Here is a 19415-nt window from a genome sequence, read left to right as displayed (position 1 = left end):
CCGGGCGCGGACGTCCGGTCAGTACACCGCGCGTGATCCGCTGCCGCCGAAATAGCGCAGCGTCAGGCAGGTGATGTCGTCGGCCTGCGGGGCGCCGCGCTCGAACGCATGGATCGAGGCGAGCACGCGCTCGGCCACCTCCGGCACATGGCCGGTATTGACGCCCTGGGACAGCAGGCTTTCCAGCCGGCCCTCGCCATAGGGCTCGTCGTCGATATCGAACGCTTCAGTCACGCCGTCGGTGAACAGGAACAGCGTGTCGCCCGGCGCGAGCTGCATTTCGTGCTCGACATAGATGAACCCCTCCAGCACCGCGACCGCCATGCCCGCCGTGCTGGGCAAGGTGGAGAGCGCCCCGTCGCGGGTGATGCGGTAGGGCAGGTTGTGGCCGGCGTTCACGAAGCTCAGGCGGCCGGTCTCCAGGTCCAGCACACCATAGAACAGGGTCACGAACAGCATCTGCTCGTTTTCCACCGCCAGAAGATCGTTGAGGCGGCGCACGCAGCCAGCGGGCGAACGCTCGAACAGCGCGGTGGAGCGCAGCAGGGTGCGGGAAATGGCCATGAACAGCGCCGCCGGCACGCCCTTGCCGGACACGTCCGCGACCACGAAGCCGAGGGTGGATTTGTCGATCAGGAAATAATCGTAGAAGTCGCCGCCCACCTCGCGCGCCGGGGTCATGCTGCCGTCCACGGTCACGCGCGGATCGGGCGAGAATTCCTTCGGCAGGATCGCGAGTTGAACCTGCCGTGCAATCTCCAGCTCCTGCTGGAGGCCGGCCAGCTTGGTCTTGGTGATGAGGGCTTCGCGCAGTTCCACCACCATGGCGGAGAGGCGGGTGTATTGCTCCACGATGCGGCGGGAGAGATCGTGCAGCACGCGCGCCACGCGGCGCAGCTCGTCGTCATTGTCCTGCTGCTCGCCGGACTGCAGCAGCGCGAGCACCTCCTCGCGGTCGCTGGCGTCCAGCGCATCGGCAAGGGCCTTCAACTCGCGCGAGATGACGGTTTCCTGGCGCCGGCGGACCCGGTCGCGCTGGCGCCGGCTTTCGGCGAGGGCCTGCACGTTCCCGCGCAGCCCCACCACCGCCTCGGCGATGCGGCCGATCTCGTCCTTGCCGGTGCGCTCCAGCGTCACCGAGGTATCGCCGCGCGACAAGGCCTGGAGCACGTCGATGGCGTCCTCCAGCGGCCGGAAGGAATACCACAGGAAGGCGTTCACCCCGATCACGCCGATCACCAGAAGAAGGATCCCGAGCCCGATCGCCCAGTTGCGCAGCATGCCCTGGGCGGCCCAGGCCGCCGTGGTATCCTTCAGCGAGACCAAGCCGCCGATGATGCCGCCATTGATGTCTTCCACCGGCACGTTGACCACGGAATAGGTCAAAGGCGCGAGTTCGATCCGCTCGTACAGCGCCTGGCGCGGCGCGACCACGGGCGCCGCCCGCGCCCACAGCGCGGCGTCGGTGGTGGCGGCGATCCGGTCGCGCAATGTCAGCAAGGTCGCCGCCGATTGGGTGCTGGCGGAGAAGCGCTGTACGGCGGAGGAGACGTCCCGCCCCAGCACGACCACCGCGCGCCCGGCGTTCTGGAGGGTGACCACCCGCGTCGCCACCACCATCACCTGATCGGCGGAGATCGAGCGCAGGCCGCCGATGCGCTCGCCGGCCTGCGCGCGGTCGAGGCTGCCGGCGTCGAGAATGCTGCGCCCGGCGGCGAGGCCCGCGGAAAACAGGATTTCGCGGTCGCCGGCCACCACTTCGAAGCTGAGTGCCGAATTCGAGCCGACGCCGAGATCCGACAATGCCGCCAGGATTCCCGCGCGATCGTTCAGCGACAATGCGAGCCGCACCGGGCTTGAATCGACGATGCGGCCGAGCCGCTGGTCGAGCTCGGCCACCTGCACCGTGACGATCTCGCGCCACAGGGCCGATTGGCCGGAAATGGCGATGTCCGAGGTGCGCGCTTCCTCCAGCCGGTCGCGCACGATGGTCGCGCCCCAGAAGGTGCCCATCAGGGCCAGGAAGCCCAGGGCGACGATCAGCGTGATTCGGGTGCGCAGAAGCATCAGGAACCGCGCCCCACCTTTGCCGCGCCGGTCGCCTTGCGCGGCATCGCCTCGCGGCGGATGCGCTCCACGTCGGCCCGCAGCCCGCCTTCAAAATCGACTGCCAGCAGTTCCTCGGCATAGGCCTGCAACGCGAGCCATTTGTCCGCCACCCGGTGGACGCCGGCACTGGTGGCCCGATAGGCGCGGGCGATCGCGCCTTGCCCCAGGCGGGCCGCGCCGGGGCCGCTGTCGAGTTCGCCCTCGGCGTTGCGCGCGAGCGCCTGGGCGAGCCGGATGCGGCTCGTCGCCAGGGCCGAGCCGGCGAAAAACGCGCCGAACAGGCCGGCGACGACGCTGCATGCGACCACCGCGAGCGCGAGCGGCAGGTAGGAGGCCGACAGGGCGGTGCTCAAGGTGGAGGGGGCGGTGGTGACGTCCACCTGCCCGACCTGGATGCTATCCACCTGGATCGGCACCGAGACCGTTTCGCCGCCGGGGCTGGGGCCGATGGCGAAGCGCGCCTCGCGCCCGTCGGGGCCGCGCAGGACGATGCGCGAGATGCCCGGGGTCTGCGCCATGGTGGCCGAAAGATAGGCCTCGACGCCCGGAAGCAATTTCAGCGGAATGCCGAAGCGGGCGGCTTTTTCGAATTGCAACGCCAGCGCGCGGGCGACGGAGGTGCCGATCACATTGGCGTCGCGCCGCGCGGTCTCTTCCACCTTCAGCGTGAAGCCGTTGAACATCATCACCCCGGCGCCGCCGCCGAGGACGAGGGTCAGCAGGAACACGAACAGGCCCACCATGAGGCGGTCGCGCGCCATGGACATGCGCGGGGATTTAATGGGCATCGTCGAGCGCCCCCAATTGCGCCAATCCCCGCTCGATCCGCTGCTCGCTCTTGGTCCAGGTGTCCTTGGCCTGGACCGCCAGCAGCTCCAGCCCCTGGCCGGAGCCATCCACGCCCTCTTCCCCGCGCAGAACCCGCGCGGCGCGATCGAAGCTGCGGGTCACGGCATAGACAAAGGCGAGCGTGGAGAGCACGGCGAGAATCCCCGCGCCGGTCGCCAGGCTGGCGGAGCGCTTCAGCAGATCGAAATGCAGCGCATCGCCACGCGCCAGCCGGGATTTGTCCGAGACGATCACCGCGATGCCGCCGGCCACGCCGAGGTCGTTCTCGAAGCGGGTTCCAAACACAGTCTCGCCGCGCGTGACGGTCTGCCAGATGCCGTCGTCCTGAAGCTTCTGCGACCAGCTCTCGGTCACGCTCTCGCCCACCGTCCCGCGGTCGGTGCTGTAGACCGATTTGCCGGCGGCATTGAAGATCTCGATCGCGAGCACGGACGAATCACTCGCCTTCTCACGCTCGATCCGAGACTGGAGCGGCGAAATCTGGTCCAGCGCGAGTCCGATGGAAAGATTTGCCTCGGTCGTGCTGCGCAACGCCCCGAGCAGGCGCGAAACACGGGCTTCCTCGATTTCCCCATTCACCCGTTCGCCGGCAAGGAAAGCTCCGGCGGCCACCGCCGCGATGGTCAGCAGCACCGAAAAAACCACAACCAATACAAGGCGGCTCACGAATGACATGAAAAAATGCTTATACGCTGGAGACGGCGGACGTTAGCCGCCCCGGCCGCTTCAAACCAGACCTAAACTGCATCGGCGCTCAAAAAGCTTTACGGGGAAGCCTCTTCCCTTCACCCGCCCGCCCTGACAGAGTGCAAGCGCTTCGCGGAATTGTACAAATGATCCGAACCACCCTGGGCCTTATCGCATTGTTCGCGATGATCGCCGCGGCCTGTGTCGCGTTCGGCGCCTATTTTTCCTACGTCACCTTGCAGAATGCGCATCGCAACGCCGTCGAGGCGCGGTTCAGCATCACGGCGGAACGCATCGCCACCACCGCCCAGTTCGCCGCCAGCCTCGGCATCGCTTTGCCGGCGCAAACCACCTTGTCCGAACTCGTGGCGCGCGAAGCCCGGCTCGATGCGGCGGTGGATTCCATCGACATCCTCGACGACCGGGGCACGGTTCTGTTCAGCAGCCAGCCCACGCGCGTCGGCGCGCCGGCCGGCGCGCTGCCGCACGCGGTGGGCCGGCGCATCGAGAACGATTTGGCCGCCGCCATCGGGCGGGTCGTGGTGCGCTATGATCCCGCCTCCATGGAGGCGGGAGCGCGGGCGCTGGCGGACGATCTTCGCACCATCGCCATTCCCACGCTGATCGGCGCGGCGCTTGCCACCATCGCCATCGGCATCCTGCTCGCGGCGGACCTGAAGCGCGCCGCCCGCCGCGCCGCCGAGCCGGAAAAATGGCCGCCCGCTGCCCGCTCCGCCCTGGCCGCCGCCCAGGCCGCGCACGCCAGCGTCATCCAGGCCGGCCGCACCGAAACCGATGCCGGGGAAGCCGGCACACCCACGGAGCCCGCACGCTCATGATCGGCTTGCGTGCAGGCATTTCGCTCGCCATCGCGGTGATTCTCTGCGCCGCGCTGGCGGTGATCGGCTGGGCCGCCGGGCGGGCCGCCGAGCGCACCATCGTGCCGGCCATTTCCGCCAAGGCGGAATCGGTCGGGCGCTCCGCCGCGGCCCTGGTGGAAAACGCCGTGCGGGCGGGCATCCCGCTCGACCAATTGGTGGGGGTCCGCGACTATTTCGACGATCTGCGGGCCGCCAATGCGGAACTGGCGCAGATCCGCATGATGACCACGTTCGGGGCGGTGCTCACCCAATCGGGCGCACCGAACCTGCCTGCCGACACGCCCGTGGTCTATTCCTCGGTCACCGCGCGCAGCGGAGCCCCGCTCGCCACCATCGCGATCGCCATCGACACCAGCGTCATTTCCGCCCAGGTCAGCGCGGTTCTGGTGGATGTGGCCTTCATCGGCATCGTGTCGCTGCTGGTGGCACTCGAACTTGTGGCGCTGGTGGTTGGCACCAGCGGTGTCGAGGCGCTCGCCGCCCTGGAAGCGCGCATCCGGACGCTCGCCGGCGGGCGCTTGTCCCAGCACGCGGACGCAGCCAAGCTGCCGCTGATCGCGCCCATCGACGCCCGCGTGGAGCAGGTGAACGCGGTCCACCGGCAGGTGCGCGCCACCGCCGAGGAGAAAGGCGACGCGCGCGCCCTCGCCACCCTCGCCGAGGTGGAGAGCCGCACCGGCCTCGGCTCGGTGCATCCGGGCGAGAATCACGCGGCGACCATCGTGCGGCCGGCGCTGTTCCTGTTCATGGTGGCGGAGGAGCTGACCCGTCCGTTCCTGCCGCGCCTGGTGCAGGGGCTCGTGCCGGCGAAGCTGCCGTTCAGCCTCGACTTCGCCATGAGCCTGCCAATCGTCGTGTTCATGGCTGGCGTCGCGCTGTGCCAATTGCCGTTCGCGGTCGCCTCCGAACGTCTGGGGCGGCGCTCCTCCTTCATGCTGGGGGCGCTCATCGCCGCGTTCGGCTATTGCGCCTCCGGCCTCACCGGCGACTATTGGCTATTCCTCGGCACCCGCTTCCTCTCGGCCATCGGCTATGCGCTGGTGTTCGTCTCCGCCCAGGGGCACGTGATCGACCATTCCCGGCCGAGCGAGCGCACCGCCGGCCTCGCGGTGTTCGTCAAGGCGATCATGGTGGCCGGCCTGTGCGGTCCGCCCATCGGCGGCGTCATCGCCGACCGGCTGGGCGGGCAGGCGGCGTTCCTCGTCTCCGCCGGCCTTGCCGTGGTCGCGCTGGTGGTCGCCTTCCTCTCGCTGCCGCGCTCCGAGCCGCGCCGCGGCGGCGCCGGGGTCGGCGTGTCGGAGCTTGCCGCCGCCTTCAAGGCGCCGCGCCTCGCGGCCCTACTGTTCGGCTGCGCGCTGCCGGCGAAATTCCTGCTGGTGGCGGTGTGCTTCTATCTCGTTCCGGTGGAATTGCAGCGCGAGGGCTATAGCGCTGCCGCGATCGGCCGGCTTCAGATGATCTATCCCATCTTGATGGTGGTGGCGGTGCCGGTGTTCGCCGCGCTGGCGGAGCGCATGAACGCGCGCTCCGGCTTTGTGATCGCCGGCGGGCTGGTGGCCGGCGGCGGCGCGCTTCTGCTCACGCTCGGCACCTCGCCGGCGCTAATCGCGCTGGTGCTGGCGCTGCTGGGGATCGGGCAATCCATGTCCATCGCGCCGCAATCCGCTCTGGTGGCGGACAGCGCCCGCCACGTGCCCGGCGGCAGCTCGGCCGGGGTGCTCGGCCTGTTCCGCCTGATCGAGCGCTCGGGCAATGCGGCGGGGCCGGCGGCCGCCGGCCTGCTGCTCGCCGCCATCGGATTTGCCGCGGCGACCGCCTCGATCGGCATAATGGTGGTGGCGGGAGCCCTCGCCTTCGCGCTATCTGGTCGCAACGCATCCGCCACCCCGACCGAGGCCCCCGACGGCCCCGAGGTCTCACCGGAAGGAACTCCTCTGTGATGGACCGGCGCTCCGTTCTCTCCCTGGGCCTGGGTGCCGGCGCACTCGGCGTCATGGGCGCGCCTGCGCCCGCCTTCGCGCAGGATCGCCCGTTCCGCATCCTGATGCTGACCTTTCGCGGCGACACCGACGTGGAGCGCGGCTTCCGCTATTTCTTCGACGCCGCCGGGGTGAAGGCGCAATTTCTCACCCGCGACGTGGAGCGCGACGCCACCCGGGTCAAGCCGATCCTCGCGGAGGAGCTGCCCACGTTCAAGCCGGACCTGATCTACACCTACGGCACGCCCAACACGCTGGCGGTCGCGGGGCCCTATGACGCGCCCGCCGACGCATCGTTCGTGCGCGACATCCCGGTGGTGTTCGCCCTGGTCGCCGCGCCGGTCCAGGTGAAGATCGCGCCCTCGGTCGCCTCCTCCGGCCGCAACGTGACCGGCGCGGTCCATGTGGTGCCGACCGACGTGCAGATGCGCGCCATGCAGACCTACAAATCCTTCTCCAAGGTCGGCGTGATCTATTCCCCGAACGAGAGCAATTCCCTCGTCATCGTCAAAGAGATGAAGGCGTTCTGCGACAGCGTGGGCGCGACCCTGGTGACCCAGCCGCTGACCATGCACGGCACCCGCCCCACCGGCGAGGGCGTGGAGCAATTCGTGCGCAACATGCGCGCCCAGGGGGTGGACTGGCTGTATCTGCCGCCCGACACCTTCCTTGCCACCATCTTCAACCGCATCGCCCCGGTGGCGATCGACGTAGGCCTGCCCACCTTCGGCTCCACGGAATTCTTCCTGCGCGAGGGCGAGGGACTTGTCGGGCTGGTGAGCCGGTATTATTCGGTGGGACAGCTGGCGGCGTCGAAAGCGGTCGAGATCCTGGTGCAAAAGAAGGCGCCCAAGGATATTCCGATCGAAACCCTGAAGCGCTTCGCCTTGATCATCAACATGAATGTGGCGAAGAAGCTCGGCGTGTTCCCGCCCATCGTCATGCTGAACTATGCGGAAGTCCTCACATGATGGCCGGTTTATCGGCAGCACGGCCCCTGGATGACAGCCTGACCTGGCGCGAACTGCGCCCGGAGGATCTGGACGAGGTGGAAACGCTGCATCGCCTGGCGGTTGGCCCGGTGGTGCGGCCGGATATCGTGAAGCCGGAATCCCGGTCCTATTTCGCCAGCATCCTCAACGGTCGCGGCCGGGTGATCGGCGCCTTCGACGGCCGACTGATCGCCTATGGCATCCTCCAGCACGATCATTCCCCGGCGGACGATCCCCGGCGCGAGCTGGGCCTGGAGCCGGGCGCGCCGGTCGGCCGGCTCGCCGGCGCCTCGGTGGCCCCCGCCTTCCGGGGGCGCGGGCTCCAGCGCCTGACCATCAGCGCCCGCGTCGCCATGGCGCCGCCGGACATGGCGCTGTTCTCCACCGCCGCGCCGGTCAATACGCCGAGCTGGGCGAGCCTGCTGGCGGAGGGCTTTCCGATCCACGGCATCGTCCAGCGCTACGGCGGCTATCTGCGCTACATGATGGTCCGCGACGGCGCGACCTACGACCCGGCGCACGCCCTGACGGTGGACCCTCTGAACCTGCCTCTTCAAGACGAATTATTCGCGAAGGGGTGGCGCGGATTTGCCCGCTCGCGCCTGCCGTCGGGCGCGCCCGGCATCCTGTTCGCCCCGCCACAGCCGAGACTTGCGTGATGTCCCGGTGCATGATGTTTTGGCCCGCTCAGCTGGCGCCACCCGCCCCCCCTTTCCGGGAGCCGCCTGCCGGCGAACCATGAGCACGTCCCTCCCCCCCCAGGCGCCGATTCGCGCATCGCTCACCATCGACGCGACCGTCGATGCGATCGCCGACGCCACGGAGTGGCTCGGAACCCTTGCGGAGGCCGAGGACTGGCCGATGGCGCTGAAGTTCGGCCTTGAGCTGAGCGTCGAGGAAGCGCTGGCCAATGTGGTGTCCTACGCCTTCGAAGGCGTGGACGCCGCGCCGATGATCCGGCTGGACCTGCTGGAGCTGGACGGTGATCGCATCGGCGTGCGGATCGTCGACAACGGCATTCCCTTCGATCCCACCAACGTGGCCGAACCCGAGGTGCCGGAGAGCGTCGAGGACGCCAAGATCGGCGGCCACGGCGTGCAATTGATGCGGCACTTCCTGGAAAGCCTCACCTACCAGCGCCAGGGCGATGAAAACCATCTCACCCTGGTGACGAAGCCGAAGACGACCTGACCATGCGCGACCTGCGAGGGGTTCCCTCATGCTGATCCTGGCCGGGCTTCTGGCCGGCCTGGGCCTGCTGTTCATCGGCCTCAAGCTGATGAGCGTTCATTTGCAGCAAGCCATGGGGCGGCGCGTGCGCACCATGCTGAAGGCGGCCACGCGCTCCTCCTTCTCCGGCTTCTTCTGCGGCGCCTTCGCGGGCGCGGCGGCGCAATCCAGCAATGCGGTCACGCTGATCGCCGGCAATCTGGTGCGCGGCGGCGTGTTCACCACGCGCGACGCGATCCCGGTGGTGGCGGGCGCGAATGTGGGCACCTCCGCCTTGGTGTTCGTCGCCTCCATCGACATGCGCCTGGCGGTGCTGCTGCTCATCGCCCTGGTGGGCATGACCTATCAGCTGCGCCTGGACCGGCGCCCGAACTGGCGCGACTGGATGGGCGTGACGCTCGGCCTCGCGCTGCTGTTCCTGGGGCTCGATTTCATCAAGTCGGCCCCCAAGGGCATCGACATCACTCAGGCGGCCGAGACGCTCTCCAGCGGCATGACCCCGCTGATCGGGCTGGCGCTCGGCTTCGTGGCGGCGGTGATCACCCAGTCCGCCTCCACCGCCACCATCCTCGCTGTGGCGGCCACCAAGGCGCGGCTGCTGGGGCTGGAAGACTCCTTCTACCTGATCCTCGGCGCCAATTTCGGTTCCGGCATCGCCACCCTGGTGTCGGCGGGGGGCCTTGCGGGCATCGGCAAGCAATTGTGCTTCGTCCACATCCTGGTGAAGGCGGTGGGCTGCGTGATCGTGTTTGCGGTCTGGCGCGGCGCGGAGCTGGCCGGCTGGGACAGCCCGGCCATCCTCGCCAATCTCGGCGGCGGCGAGCCCACCTTGTCGATCTCGCTGCTGTTCCTCGCGCTTCAGCTGAGCGGCGGCCTGGTCGTCACCGGCCTGCGCGGGCTGACCGAGAAAATCTCCGTGGCGCTGAGCCCCGCCTCGGTGGAGGACCAGGTCTCGCGCCCCCACTTCATCCACGACGCGGCCATGGGCGATCCGTCCACCGCGCTCGATCTCGCGGCCCACGAGACCGACCGGCTGGTGAGCCTGCTGCCGGACCTGCTGCCCGACCTCGACCAGAGTTCCACCGGCGCCGCCAAGCAACGCACGGTGCTGTGGCAAGGGTCCAGCACCATCGTCGCGGCGACCAGCCAATTCGTGGTGCGGGTGATCGAGCGGCGTGTGGGCCGGGAGGACCTTGACCTTGCGCTGCATCTCCAGGAGCAGCTCGACCTCGTCAAATTCCTCCAGGATACGCTGCATGATTTTTCGCAGGTGGTGGAAGAGTTCAAGGAGCTGCCGCCGCTCGCCTTCAACCTGTCGGAAGCGCTGCGCACCATCGTGCTCTCCCTGGTGGATGCGCGCAGCGGCACGAACGAGGATTTCGACATCCTCATCGCCCTGACCTCCGACCGCAGCGAGATGCTGGATCGCATTCGCCGCGCGCTGGCCAGCTCCGGGCTCAATTCCGGGGAAGAGGCCCGCAAGCTATTGCTCGCCACCAGCCTGTTCGAACGCGCGGTATGGCTGGTGCGGAGGCTCGCAGTGGCGTTGCGCGCGGATGCGAATGACGATAAGCCGGCACTTGCACGTAACAAGGCGAACCTGGAAGAGGCTCATGCAGATTGAGCGCGAACAAGCCGGCGAAGACGTTCTGCTGAAGGTGGCCGGTCGTCTCGACACGCCGAACGCGAAGCCGTTCGAAGCAAGCCTGCTGGAGGTGGTGAACACCACCGGAGGCGGCATCGTGGTGGACCTTGCGGGCGTGGTCTATGTCTCGTCCTCGGGCCTGCGCGCCCTGCTGGTGGCGGGCAAGGCCATGCGCACCGCGAAGCGCAAGCTGTCCCTCAAGTCGCTTCAGCCGCAGATCCGCGAAGTGTTCGACATTTCCGGCTTCTCGACCCTGTTCGAAATCAGCTGAGTTCGGCATCGGCCGACCGTGCCGGCGGCCCCGCCGCCGGAAAGCCCCAGGGCGGGGCGCGGTCTGCCCCCGGGGATAGCCCGGCCTCCCGTTCCAGGCGGCTCAGGTCCCGGCCGCTCCGCTTGCGGGGTTCGGCTTCAGTGCGGTTCTTCGGTGTGATTGCCGAGCCGGTCGGACAAGGCCAGCACCAGGCTCGAGAGCACGAACACCGCATGGATGATCACCAGCCACATCAGCCAGGTGGTATCGGCGCCCGCGCCCAGGTTCATGAAGGCCTTGAGCAGCGCGATGGCGGAAATCGCGACGATTGAGGCCAGCAGCTTCTGCTTGAGCCCGCTGAAATCCACCCGCGTCATCCATTCCGGCCAGTCGGGATGGCCGTTGGGGTCGATCTTCGAGACGAAATTCTCATAGCCCGAGAAGATCACGATCAACACCAGATTGCCGGTGAAGGTCAGGTCCACCAGGGTCAGGATGCCGAGGATGGTGTCGGACTCGCTGGCGTCCAGCGCGTGCGTCACGAAATGCAGCAGCTCGTGGCCGAACTTGAACAGCAGCACCAGCAGCGCAATCACGAGGCCGATATAGAAGGGCGCCATCAGCCAGCGGCTGCGAAAGAGTATGCCCTCGATGCCCCGTTCCAGCATGGCCGTCCCCGTCCGGTCTGTGCGCCGCAGCATGCCTCGCATGCAACGGCGCCAAGGGCAAGCCTGCCGGACGCGCAGCCTCAGACGCTGCGTCAGTGCGCCGCCGCCTTCAGCCGCGGCGGGAGGTCATGGCCCGATAGGCTTCGATCACCTGGCTGTCGTCGGCCCGGCCGAGACCCTGGGCGGAGGCGGCCAGGAACAATTGCTGGGCGAGCGCGGCCAGCGGCGTCGGCGCCTTCGCGCCACGGCCGGCCTCCAGCACGATGCCGAGGTCCTTCACGAAGATGTCCACGGCGCTCGTGACCTTGCCGTCGTCGGCCGCCATGCGGGGCCCGCGATTGTTGAGCATCCAGCTCGCCGCCGCGCTCTCGCCGAAGATCTCCAGCAATTGCGGCAGATCGAGCCCCGCCCGCTCGGCCAGCGACAGCGCCTCGGCGGCGGTGGCGATATGCACGCCGCACAGAAGCTGGTTGATGGTCTTCACCATCGCCCCCTGCCCCGGCGCAGTGCCGACGCGGAACAGCCGGCTGCCCATGGTGCGGAGCACGCCTTCGACGCGGGCATAGAGCGAGTCCGGGGCGCTGGCCATCACAGTCAAGCCCGCATTCTGCGCGCCCACCACGCCGCCGGACACCGGCGCATCCACAAGGCCGCGCTGCGACAGGGCAAGGCGCGCCGCCATGGCTTCCACGCGCGGCGGGGAACAGGTGGAGCACAGAATCACCGCCCCGTCCGCCGCCAGCGCATCCGCCGCGCCGGCCTCGAACAGCACCTGCTCGGCCTGGTCGGCATTCACCACCATCAGCACCAGCAGGTCCGCACCCTGCGCCGCATCGGCTGGGGATGAGGCCGCGCGGCCGCCGCCGGCGGCGAAGGTGGAAAGCGACGCCGCGTTCAGATCGAAGCCGGCCACCTCGTGCCCGGCCGCAACAAGATGCTGCGCCATGGGCAGCCCCATGGCGCCCAGCCCGACAAATCCGATCCGCATGGTCTTATTCCTTCACCGCGCCGGTCATGGACGAGACGTAATAGTCCACGAAGAACGAATAGAGGATCACCACCGGCAGCGAGCCGATGAGCGCGCCAGCCATCAGCGCCCCCCATTCGTAGACGTCCGAGCGCACCAGCTCCGTCAGCACGCCCACCGGCACCGTCTTGTTCTCCGAAGACTGGATGAAGGTGAGGGCATAGATGAATTCATTCCACGACAAGGTGAAGGAGAAGATGCCCGCCGAGATCAGACCCGGCACCGAGAGCGGCAGCAGAACCTTGGTGAGGATCTGCCAGCGCGAGGCGCCATCCATCAGCGCGCATTCTTCCAGCTCGTACGGGATGGAGCGGAAATAGCCCATCAGCAGCCAGGTGGAGAACGGGATCAGGAAGGTGGGATAGGTGAGGATCAGCGCCAGCTTGCTGTCATAGATGCCGAGGTGGAACACCATCAGCGCCAGCGGGATGAACAGGATGGACGGCGGCACCAGATAGGCCATGAAGATGCCGAGCCCGACCCAGCGCGAGCCGTGGAAGCGCATGCGCTCGATGGCATAGGCGGCGAACACCGAGGCCACCAGCGAGATCGCGGTCGCGCACACCGACACCAGGATCGTGTTCCAGAGCCAGCCGGGATAGGAGGTCTCGAACAGCAGATATTTGATGTGTTCGAGCGTCGGCTCCCACACCCAGAGCGGGGAATAATTGGTGTAGTCGGTGAGCTGCCAGTTCGGCTTGATGGCGGTCAAAGCCATCCAATAGAACGGGAACAGCAGCACGAACACGAACACCAGCAACGGCAGGATCACGGTGATCAGGCGCTTCGGCAGGCTGTCGAGATAGCTCATGCCGGTGGAATTGTCGGTGACGCCCTGGTCGGTCATGGGGCTGTCCTTGAAACGTGAGGGGTCCGCAAAGCCCTCTCCCGCCGGCGGGGGAGGGTTGGGAGGGGGAATTCGCACGGCACGCCGTCGCTGAGCCGGCCCATGGCCGGCCCTCTCCCCGGCCCTCCCCCGCAAGCGGGAGAGGGGGGGCGCGGCGCTTGACGGGAGGCGCTCATCAATCCCCCCCGCCCTGCTGCCATTTGCGGCGCTGCAGGCCGAAGAAGCTGAACAGGATGGCCGAGAGCAGGAACGGTATCATCGCCACCGCAATCGCCGCGCCCTCGCCCAATTGCCCGCCGGGAATCGCCCGCTGGAAGGAGAGCGTCGCCATCAGATGGGTCGCGTTCAGCGGGCCGCCGCGGGTGAGCACATAGATCAGCTGGAAGTCGGTGAAGGTGAACAGCACCGAGAAGGTCATCACCACGGCGATGATCGGCGAGAGCATGGGCAGCGTGATGTAGCGGAAGCGCTGCCAGCCGCTCGCCCCATCCAGCGTCGCCGCCTCGTGCAGGGAGGCCGGGATGGTCTGGAGACCCGCCAGCAACGAGATCGCGACGAAGGGAATGCCGCGCCAGACGTTGGCGGCGATCACCGACATGCGGGCATTGGTGGAATCGCCGAGGAAATTGATGTTGGTGGAGATCAGCCCCATCTTCATCAGCGCCCAGGAGATGACCGAGAATTGCGCGTCGAAGATCCACCAGAAGGCGATCGCCGAGAGCACGGTCGGCACCACCCAGGGCAGCAGCACGATGGCGCGAAAAAAGCTCTTGAACGGCAGGTTTTCGTTCAGCAGAAGCGCGAGCCACAGGCCGAGCGCGAACTTCAGGATCGAGGCGCCGATGGTATAGATCAGCGTATTGAACACGGCGAGCCAGAAGATGCTGTCGCCCCACAGCGATTCGTAATTCTCCAGGCCGATGAACACGCCGTCCCGGCCGATGCGGGTATCGGTGAAGCCGAGCCACACGCCGAGGCCGAGCGGATAGGTGAGGAAGAAGATCAGAAACACCGCGGCCGGCAGCAGGAAGATCAGGCCGAGCACGTGCCGCCCCTGCCCGATGCCCGCCCACCAGGTCCGCAGATTGAAACCGGGCGCTGCGCGCGCCGTTGCCTCAGACATGAACTCGCTCTCCCTGAATCCGCTGATGCACCTGAGGTCGGCCCCGGACCCCGGTTTCCTGCCGGGCCGCCGCCGCCCACCGGGAAAGCCGTTGCCCGCCGGCGGCGCCGGTGCGCCCGGCCGGCCGAACCTGTCCTGCCGGCGGCCGAGCGCCGGCAGGACGCGTTGAAGCGCGGATCACCGCGCGGCGATCACCCGCGCGGGGATCACCGGCGATAGATGCGATTGGCGCGGGTTTCCGCGCGCTTGGCGGCCTCTTCCGGGGTGCGCTGGCCGGTGGCGGCTTCCGCCACCATGTCGACCACGATCCAGTCCGCCATGGCGGCTGCCGATTGCGGACCGAGCGGGCCGGCATAGCCGTTGGGACGCAGCAGCTCGGAGGCCTTCGCATACGGCGCGTGGTTGGGATCGGAGGTCCACACGGGATTGCTCGCAAACGCCTTGAGCGTCTGGCAGCAATAGGCGCTGGCGCCCTGGATCCAGGCGTTCATCTGCGGCGCGTCGAACATGAAGGCCATGTAGGCCTGAGCCGCCTGGGGGAACTTGGTATATTTGAAGATGCAGGCCGAGGTGGTCTGCGTCAGCTCCGCCACGCCGCCGGGGCCGACCGGCATGTTGGTGGTCTTGATGTCCTTGGCCATGTCGGCGAGCTTGGGGTCGTTCTTCGCCGCGTAATAGAGCGAAACGCCGTTGGCGGTCACCGAAATCTCGCCCGCCAGGAACGCGCGGTTGTTGTTGACGTCCAGCCAGCTTTCGGTGCCGGGAATGAAGGTCTTGTAGAGCTCGGCGGCGTATTTCAGGGCGGCGACCGTCTCCGGGCTGTTGATCACAACCTTGGACTGCTCGTCCACCATCTTGCCGCCATGGCTCCACAGCACCCAATGGCAGAAATTGTTGCCGTCGCCGACACCGTGGCCGAGCGTGAAGCCCATGGGGTGGTTCTTCGCCTTCAGGGCCTTGGCGAGTTCAAGGAAGCCCTTGGTCTCGTTCGGGAATTGCGAGAACCCGGCGTCCTTCACCCAGCTTTCGCGATAGCACACCGCATTGCCGATGGTGGCGAGCGGCAAAGCGATGAACTTTCCGTCCGCCTTCGCATAGGCTTCGTTGCCGGGATACCAGCCGCCGAACTTCGCGCCGAGGCCGTTGGCGAGCGGGGTCACGTCCAGCAGCTTGTCGGGATATTGCTGGGCATCGTCGAACCAGACCCAGACGATGTCGGGGCCGGAGCCCACGTTCGCCGCCACCGCGGCCTTGGGGCGGATGTCTTCCCAGCTCTCCTTGTCGATGCGCACTTCGATGCCGGTGGCCTCGGTGAACTTCTTGGTGTTGGCGAGCCAGGCATCCTCCTCGCCCTTCACGAACGGCGACCAGCGCAGCACGCGCAGGGCCGCGCCCGGCTCGGGCTTGAACTGGGGCATCGCGGCGCCCTGCGCGAAGGCGGGCATCGCGCCGAGACCCGGCAGGGCCGCCGCGCCGGCGAGCCCGGCGCCGCCGAGCAATACGTTACGTCTGGAAATGGTCATGGCGTTCCTCCATGGTGACTTATTGGCGTTGTCACGTCCTGCCGGCCGCCTGGGTCTTTGCCCTTCAGGTCATCGCCTTCAGGTCTTTACCCTTTTGGGTCTTTGCCCTTTAGGTCTTGCCCTCCGGGGTTTGGCCCTTCGGTCTTGCGGCAGAATTCAGTCTGGCACGTCGCCGGCTCCGGCGCGCGGGCTTTTCAGGCCGTCGCGCTCACGCCTCCAGGCGGGCGCCGGTGGCCTCGTCGAACAGGTGCTGGAGGCCGGGCATGGGCGCGACATGGATGATTTCGCCCGGCGCGAACATCATCCGCTCACGGAACAGCAAGGTCACTTCCTGCTCGCTCGCCGTATCGGTGCCGAGGCGCGCCACCACCAGCAATTCCGAGCCGGTGGGCTCCACCACCACCACCCGCACGGGCACGCCCTGCGGGTCGATGCGCACATGCTCCGGCCGCAGGCCGTAGACCGCGCGGCGCCCGCTGGCGGAACCGGGCACCCGCTCCAGGGGCAGCACCACGCCGCTGTCGCTCATGAAGCGAGCCTCGCCGTTCACCTGCACCGTGCCCTTGATGAAATTCATCGAGGGCGAGCCGATGAAGCCGGCGACGAACTGGTTGGCGGGCTTGTCGTAGAGGTCGAGCGGCGCGCCGATCTGCTCCACCACGCCGTCGTGCATCACCACGATCTTGTCGGCCATGGTCATGGCCTCGATCTGGTCGTGGGTCACATAGACCGTGGTGGTCTTCAGGCGCTGATGCAGTTCCTTGATCTCGGTGCGCATCTGCACGCGCAGCTTGGCATCGAGATTGGACAGCGGCTCGTCGAACAGGAACACCTGCGGATCACGCACAATGGCGCGGCCCATGGCGACGCGCTGACGCTGGCCGCCGGACAATTGGCGGGGAAACCGGTCCAGCAGGTGGGAGAGGCCGAGAATTTCGGCGGCGCGGGCGACGCGGCTTTCGATTTCCGCCTTGGGCGCGTTCCGCAGCTTCAGCGAGAAGCCCATGTTCGCGCCCACGGTCATGTGGGGATAGAGCGCGTAATTCTGGAACACCATGGCGATGTCACGTTCCTTGGGGGGAACGTCGTTCACCACGCGATTGCCGATCAGGATCTCGCCGCCGGTAATGTTCTCCAGCCCCGCGATCATGCGCAGCAGCGTGGATTTTCCGCAGCCGGAGGGTCCTACGAGAACGACGAACTCGCCATCGCGAATATCCACATCGACCCCATGGATGACCGCCGTCGCTCCATAGGCCTTCTTCACACCGCGAATATCGACGGTCGCCATCCCGTTCCGCTCCTTGAACCATCCACCCGATGCGCGCTCTTCGAGGCTCCGCGGGGCGGAGAACGGCGCTTTCCTTGGGCCGCACGTGGCAGCCGAGCCCCAGCTTCAGCCGGGTGCGCGGCGATCATGGTGCGGCGCTCATTTTCGATCAAGTGCTTTTTAAAACGATTGAACCAAAGCATTAGGCGGCCTATCCAGAACTGTCCTATCCTTCGCCGCGCCCCGGTCGAGGCGCAGCCCGCCACCCGAACGCCGAGCACTCTCTATGACGGAAGATTCACGCCCCAAGCTGCTGCTGACCGGTCCCATCATGGACAGCGTGGTGGAGCGACAGCTGGCCGAGCACGCCATTCTCCTGGGCCTGGATGATTTCGAGGCCGCCATCGCGGCGCACGGCAGCGAGATTCGCGGCATCGCCACCCGCGGCAAGCGCAAGGTGGACGACGCGCTCATGGCGCGCCTGCCGAAGCTGGAGATCATCGCCAATTTCGGCGTCGGCTACGACACGGTGGACGCCGCCGCCGCCGCCGCGCGCGGCATCGTGGTGAGCAATACGCCCGACGTTCTGAACGAGGAGGTCGCCGACCTCGCCCTCGGCCTCCTGCTGGCCACCGTGCGTGAAATTCCCCAGGCCGACCGCTTCGTCCGCTCGGGCGGCTGGAAGAAGGGCGCGTTCCCCCTCGGCGCCACCTTGCGCGACCGCACCGTAGGCATCGTCGGCATGGGCCGCATCGGCAAGGCGATCGCCAAGCGGCTCGACGCCTTCGGCGTGCCGGTGGTCTATCACACCCGCCGCGCCCAGCCGGATGTCGGCTATACCCATTATCCCGACCTCGTCACCATGGCGCGGGAGGTGGACACCATGATCCTCATCCTGCCCGGCGGCGCCGCCACCCGCGGCCTCGTCAATGCCGAGGTGCTGGCCGCGCTCGGGCCGAACGGCATTCTGATCAATGTGGCGCGCGGCACCGTGGTGGATGAGCCCGCCCTGGTGGACGCCCTCACCAACAAGACCATCCTCGCCGCCGGCCTCGACGTGTTCGTGGACGAGCCCAATGCGCCGGAAGCGCTATTCGCGCTCGACAATGTGGTGCTGCTGCCGCACGTCGGCTCCTCCACCCATTTCACCCGCACCGCCATGGGCCAATTGGTGGTGGACAATCTGCTGTCCTGGCTCGACGGCAAGGGGCCGGTCACGCCGGTCGCCGAGACCCCCTGGCCGCGCGCCTGAGCCGCATCGGCCCGCGCTGACACGGCGCGGGTCGCCACATTCTGTTTTCGCCCCACATGCTTTAGCGTGACGCTTTCGCCGTGGTGAGACGGAATCGGATCATGCGTCGCCTTCGCCTAGTCTGCGCCGTTGCGCTGATCGCCCCTGTCCTCGCGCAAACTCCTGTCCTCGCGCCGACATCCGCCCGCGCGCAGGCCCCCGATGGGGCCGCAGGTCCGGCCCCATCGGAGGCCCTGTCCGACAGGCAAGCCCCACCCGACCAGATCGCCCAGGCCGGCGGCAGCGGCTCGACGCCGCCGAAGCCCGCCGCCCGGCCCGCCAAGCCGCCGGCCGCCGGGAAATCCGAGGGCGCCAAATCCGAGACTACTAAGGTCGATCCCGCGTTACGCGCGCAGGCCGAGCAGGCGGCCGGCGCTTTCGTGCTCAGCAGCGCCGACGACCAGCGCAAATGCGCGCTCACCTTGAGAACCGAACCTGTGGCCAATGGCTTTGCCCTCGCGTTCGACGCGGGCGCGTGCGCGGGCATCGGCTTCATGCAGCAGGTGGTGGCCTGGACGCCCGATTCGTCTGGAGCGGTGCGTCTGCTGAATGCGCAGGGCCGGCTGGTGGTGGAGTTCGGCCAGGCGACGGCGGGCAATTACGAGGCGCTGCGGGAGGGCGACGGCGTCTATTTCCTCGCCAGCCCGGCGGCGAGCGAGGATGCGACGGGGGTGCGCGTGGAGGAAATGCTCGGCGACTGGGACCTGGCGCGGGTCGCCGGCACGCCGATCTGCCACGTGGTGCTGCTGGAGGAGGCGACCGGGAACGGCGCGCACAAGCTGCAGCTCGGCACGCCGTGCGATTCCGCCATCACCCAGTTCGGCCCGGTGTCCTGGAGCATCGAGGGCGGCAATGTGCTGATGGCGTCCTCATCCGGCGGCCCGCCGCTGCGATTCGCGCGGCAGGAAGATGGTGGCTGGGCCAAGGTGCCGGAGCGGGGTAGGCCGCTCCTTTTGTTGCGTCAGTAACACAGCAAAGCCCCCCAAATATTCGCCCGCACGGTGTCGCCACAGTTCGGCCTAAGCGTGGTGCGGACGGGTTTCA

18 protein-coding genes are annotated in these 19415 nt (G+C 67.7%); 9 read left to right on the top strand and 9 right to left on the bottom strand.

The window, feature by feature from the left end:
- Nucleotides 1-18: 18 nt before the first annotated feature.
- From V5F78_RS22295 to V5F78_RS22285, 3 genes are read right to left on the bottom strand one after another with little or no spacing between them, the layout of a single operon-like run.
- Nucleotides 19-2067 (bottom strand): SpoIIE family protein phosphatase, encoded by a 2049-nt coding sequence (locus V5F78_RS22295; RefSeq protein WP_394069921.1) that lies wholly within the window; start codon nt 2065-2067, stop codon nt 19-21.
- The gene (locus tag V5F78_RS22290; protein WP_394069923.1) at nt 2067-2897 is read right to left on the bottom strand and encodes a hypothetical protein; all 831 of its coding nucleotides are present in this window, start codon (nt 2895-2897) and stop codon (nt 2067-2069) included. Before V5F78_RS22290 ends, V5F78_RS22295 begins: the two co-directional genes overlap by 1 nt.
- The gene (locus V5F78_RS22285; RefSeq protein ID WP_394069925.1) at nt 2887-3633 is read right to left on the bottom strand and encodes a hypothetical protein; all 747 of its coding nucleotides are present in this window, start codon (nt 3631-3633) and stop codon (nt 2887-2889) included. Before V5F78_RS22285 ends, V5F78_RS22290 begins: the two co-directional genes overlap by 11 nt.
- A 158-nt stretch (nt 3634-3791) precedes the next feature.
- Between V5F78_RS22285 and V5F78_RS22280 the strand changes: the two genes are divergently transcribed.
- The 7 genes from V5F78_RS22280 (at nt 3792) to V5F78_RS22250 (ending at nt 10643) form a co-directional block, all read left to right on the top strand.
- The gene (locus V5F78_RS22280) at nt 3792-4484 is read left to right on the top strand and encodes a hypothetical protein (RefSeq protein WP_394069927.1); all 693 of its coding nucleotides are present in this window, start codon (nt 3792-3794) and stop codon (nt 4482-4484) included.
- Nucleotides 4481-6466 (top strand): MFS transporter, encoded by a 1986-nt coding sequence (locus V5F78_RS22275; protein WP_394069928.1) that lies wholly within the window; start codon nt 4481-4483, stop codon nt 6464-6466. The genes V5F78_RS22280 and V5F78_RS22275 overlap by 4 nt, the downstream gene beginning before the upstream one ends.
- The gene (locus tag V5F78_RS22270) at nt 6466-7476 is read left to right on the top strand and encodes an ABC transporter substrate-binding protein (RefSeq protein WP_394069930.1); all 1011 of its coding nucleotides are present in this window, start codon (nt 6466-6468) and stop codon (nt 7474-7476) included. Before V5F78_RS22275 ends, V5F78_RS22270 begins: the two co-directional genes overlap by 1 nt.
- The gene (locus V5F78_RS22265; RefSeq protein ID WP_394069932.1) at nt 7473-8156 is read left to right on the top strand and encodes a GNAT family N-acetyltransferase; all 684 of its coding nucleotides are present in this window, start codon (nt 7473-7475) and stop codon (nt 8154-8156) included. Before V5F78_RS22270 ends, V5F78_RS22265 begins: the two co-directional genes overlap by 4 nt.
- 79 nt (nt 8157-8235) lie before the next feature.
- Nucleotides 8236-8688, top strand: a complete 453-nt coding sequence (locus V5F78_RS22260) for an ATP-binding protein (protein ID WP_394069934.1) — start codon at nt 8236-8238, stop codon at nt 8686-8688.
- Between the two features lie 28 nt (nt 8689-8716).
- A complete protein-coding gene (locus V5F78_RS22255; RefSeq protein ID WP_394069936.1) occupies nt 8717-10351 on the top strand; it encodes a Na/Pi symporter in 1635 nt (544 codons plus the stop codon).
- On the top strand, nt 10341-10643 hold the full coding sequence (locus tag V5F78_RS22250) for an STAS domain-containing protein (RefSeq protein WP_394069937.1): 303 nt from the start codon (nt 10341-10343) through the stop codon (nt 10641-10643). The genes V5F78_RS22255 and V5F78_RS22250 overlap by 11 nt, the downstream gene beginning before the upstream one ends.
- A 137-nt stretch (nt 10644-10780) precedes the next feature.
- Here V5F78_RS22250 and V5F78_RS22245 read toward each other — a convergent pair whose 3' ends face one another.
- The 6 genes from V5F78_RS22245 to V5F78_RS22220 form a co-directional block, all read right to left on the bottom strand.
- Entirely contained in the window at nt 10781-11290 is a 510-nt protein-coding gene (locus V5F78_RS22245) for a TIGR00645 family protein (protein WP_394069939.1), read from the bottom strand.
- Nucleotides 11291-11399: 109 nt separating this feature from the next.
- Nucleotides 11400-12278 carry an NAD(P)-dependent oxidoreductase gene (locus V5F78_RS22240; RefSeq protein ID WP_394069941.1) on the bottom strand — a complete coding sequence of 293 codons (879 nt, stop codon included), beginning with the start codon at nt 12276-12278 and terminating at the stop codon, nt 11400-11402.
- A 4-nt stretch (nt 12279-12282) separates the two neighbouring features.
- Nucleotides 12283-13164, bottom strand: a complete 882-nt coding sequence (locus V5F78_RS22235; protein WP_394043122.1) for a carbohydrate ABC transporter permease — start codon at nt 13162-13164, stop codon at nt 12283-12285.
- A gap of 175 nt (nt 13165-13339) precedes the next feature.
- Complete coding sequence (locus V5F78_RS22230) at nt 13340-14287, bottom strand: carbohydrate ABC transporter permease (RefSeq protein WP_394069943.1); 948 nt, start codon at nt 14285-14287, stop codon at nt 13340-13342.
- A gap of 206 nt (nt 14288-14493) precedes the next feature.
- On the bottom strand, nt 14494-15810 hold the full coding sequence (locus tag V5F78_RS22225) for an ABC transporter substrate-binding protein (protein WP_394069945.1): 1317 nt from the start codon (nt 15808-15810) through the stop codon (nt 14494-14496).
- Between the two features lie 208 nt (nt 15811-16018).
- Complete coding sequence (locus tag V5F78_RS22220) at nt 16019-17101, bottom strand: ABC transporter ATP-binding protein (RefSeq protein WP_394069947.1); 1083 nt, start codon at nt 17099-17101, stop codon at nt 16019-16021.
- 265 nt (nt 17102-17366) lie between these two features.
- Between V5F78_RS22220 and V5F78_RS22215 the strand changes: the two genes are divergently transcribed.
- Nucleotides 17367-18332 carry a 2-hydroxyacid dehydrogenase gene (locus tag V5F78_RS22215; RefSeq protein ID WP_394069949.1) on the top strand — a complete coding sequence of 322 codons (966 nt, stop codon included), beginning with the start codon at nt 17367-17369 and terminating at the stop codon, nt 18330-18332.
- A gap of 101 nt (nt 18333-18433) precedes the next feature.
- Nucleotides 18434-19339 (top strand): protease inhibitor Inh/omp19 family protein, encoded by a 906-nt coding sequence (locus V5F78_RS22210; protein ID WP_394069951.1) that lies wholly within the window; start codon nt 18434-18436, stop codon nt 19337-19339.
- Nucleotides 19340-19415: the final 76 nt, after the last annotated feature.

Origin of the sequence: Roseixanthobacter glucoisosaccharinicivorans, from assembly GCF_043195095.2 — a bacterium.
In the GTDB taxonomy this organism is placed as follows: domain Bacteria; phylum Pseudomonadota; class Alphaproteobacteria; order Rhizobiales; family Xanthobacteraceae; genus NCEH01.
Note: the sequence above shows the minus strand (reverse complement) of the source record. Positions and strands in the feature narration are given on the sequence as shown.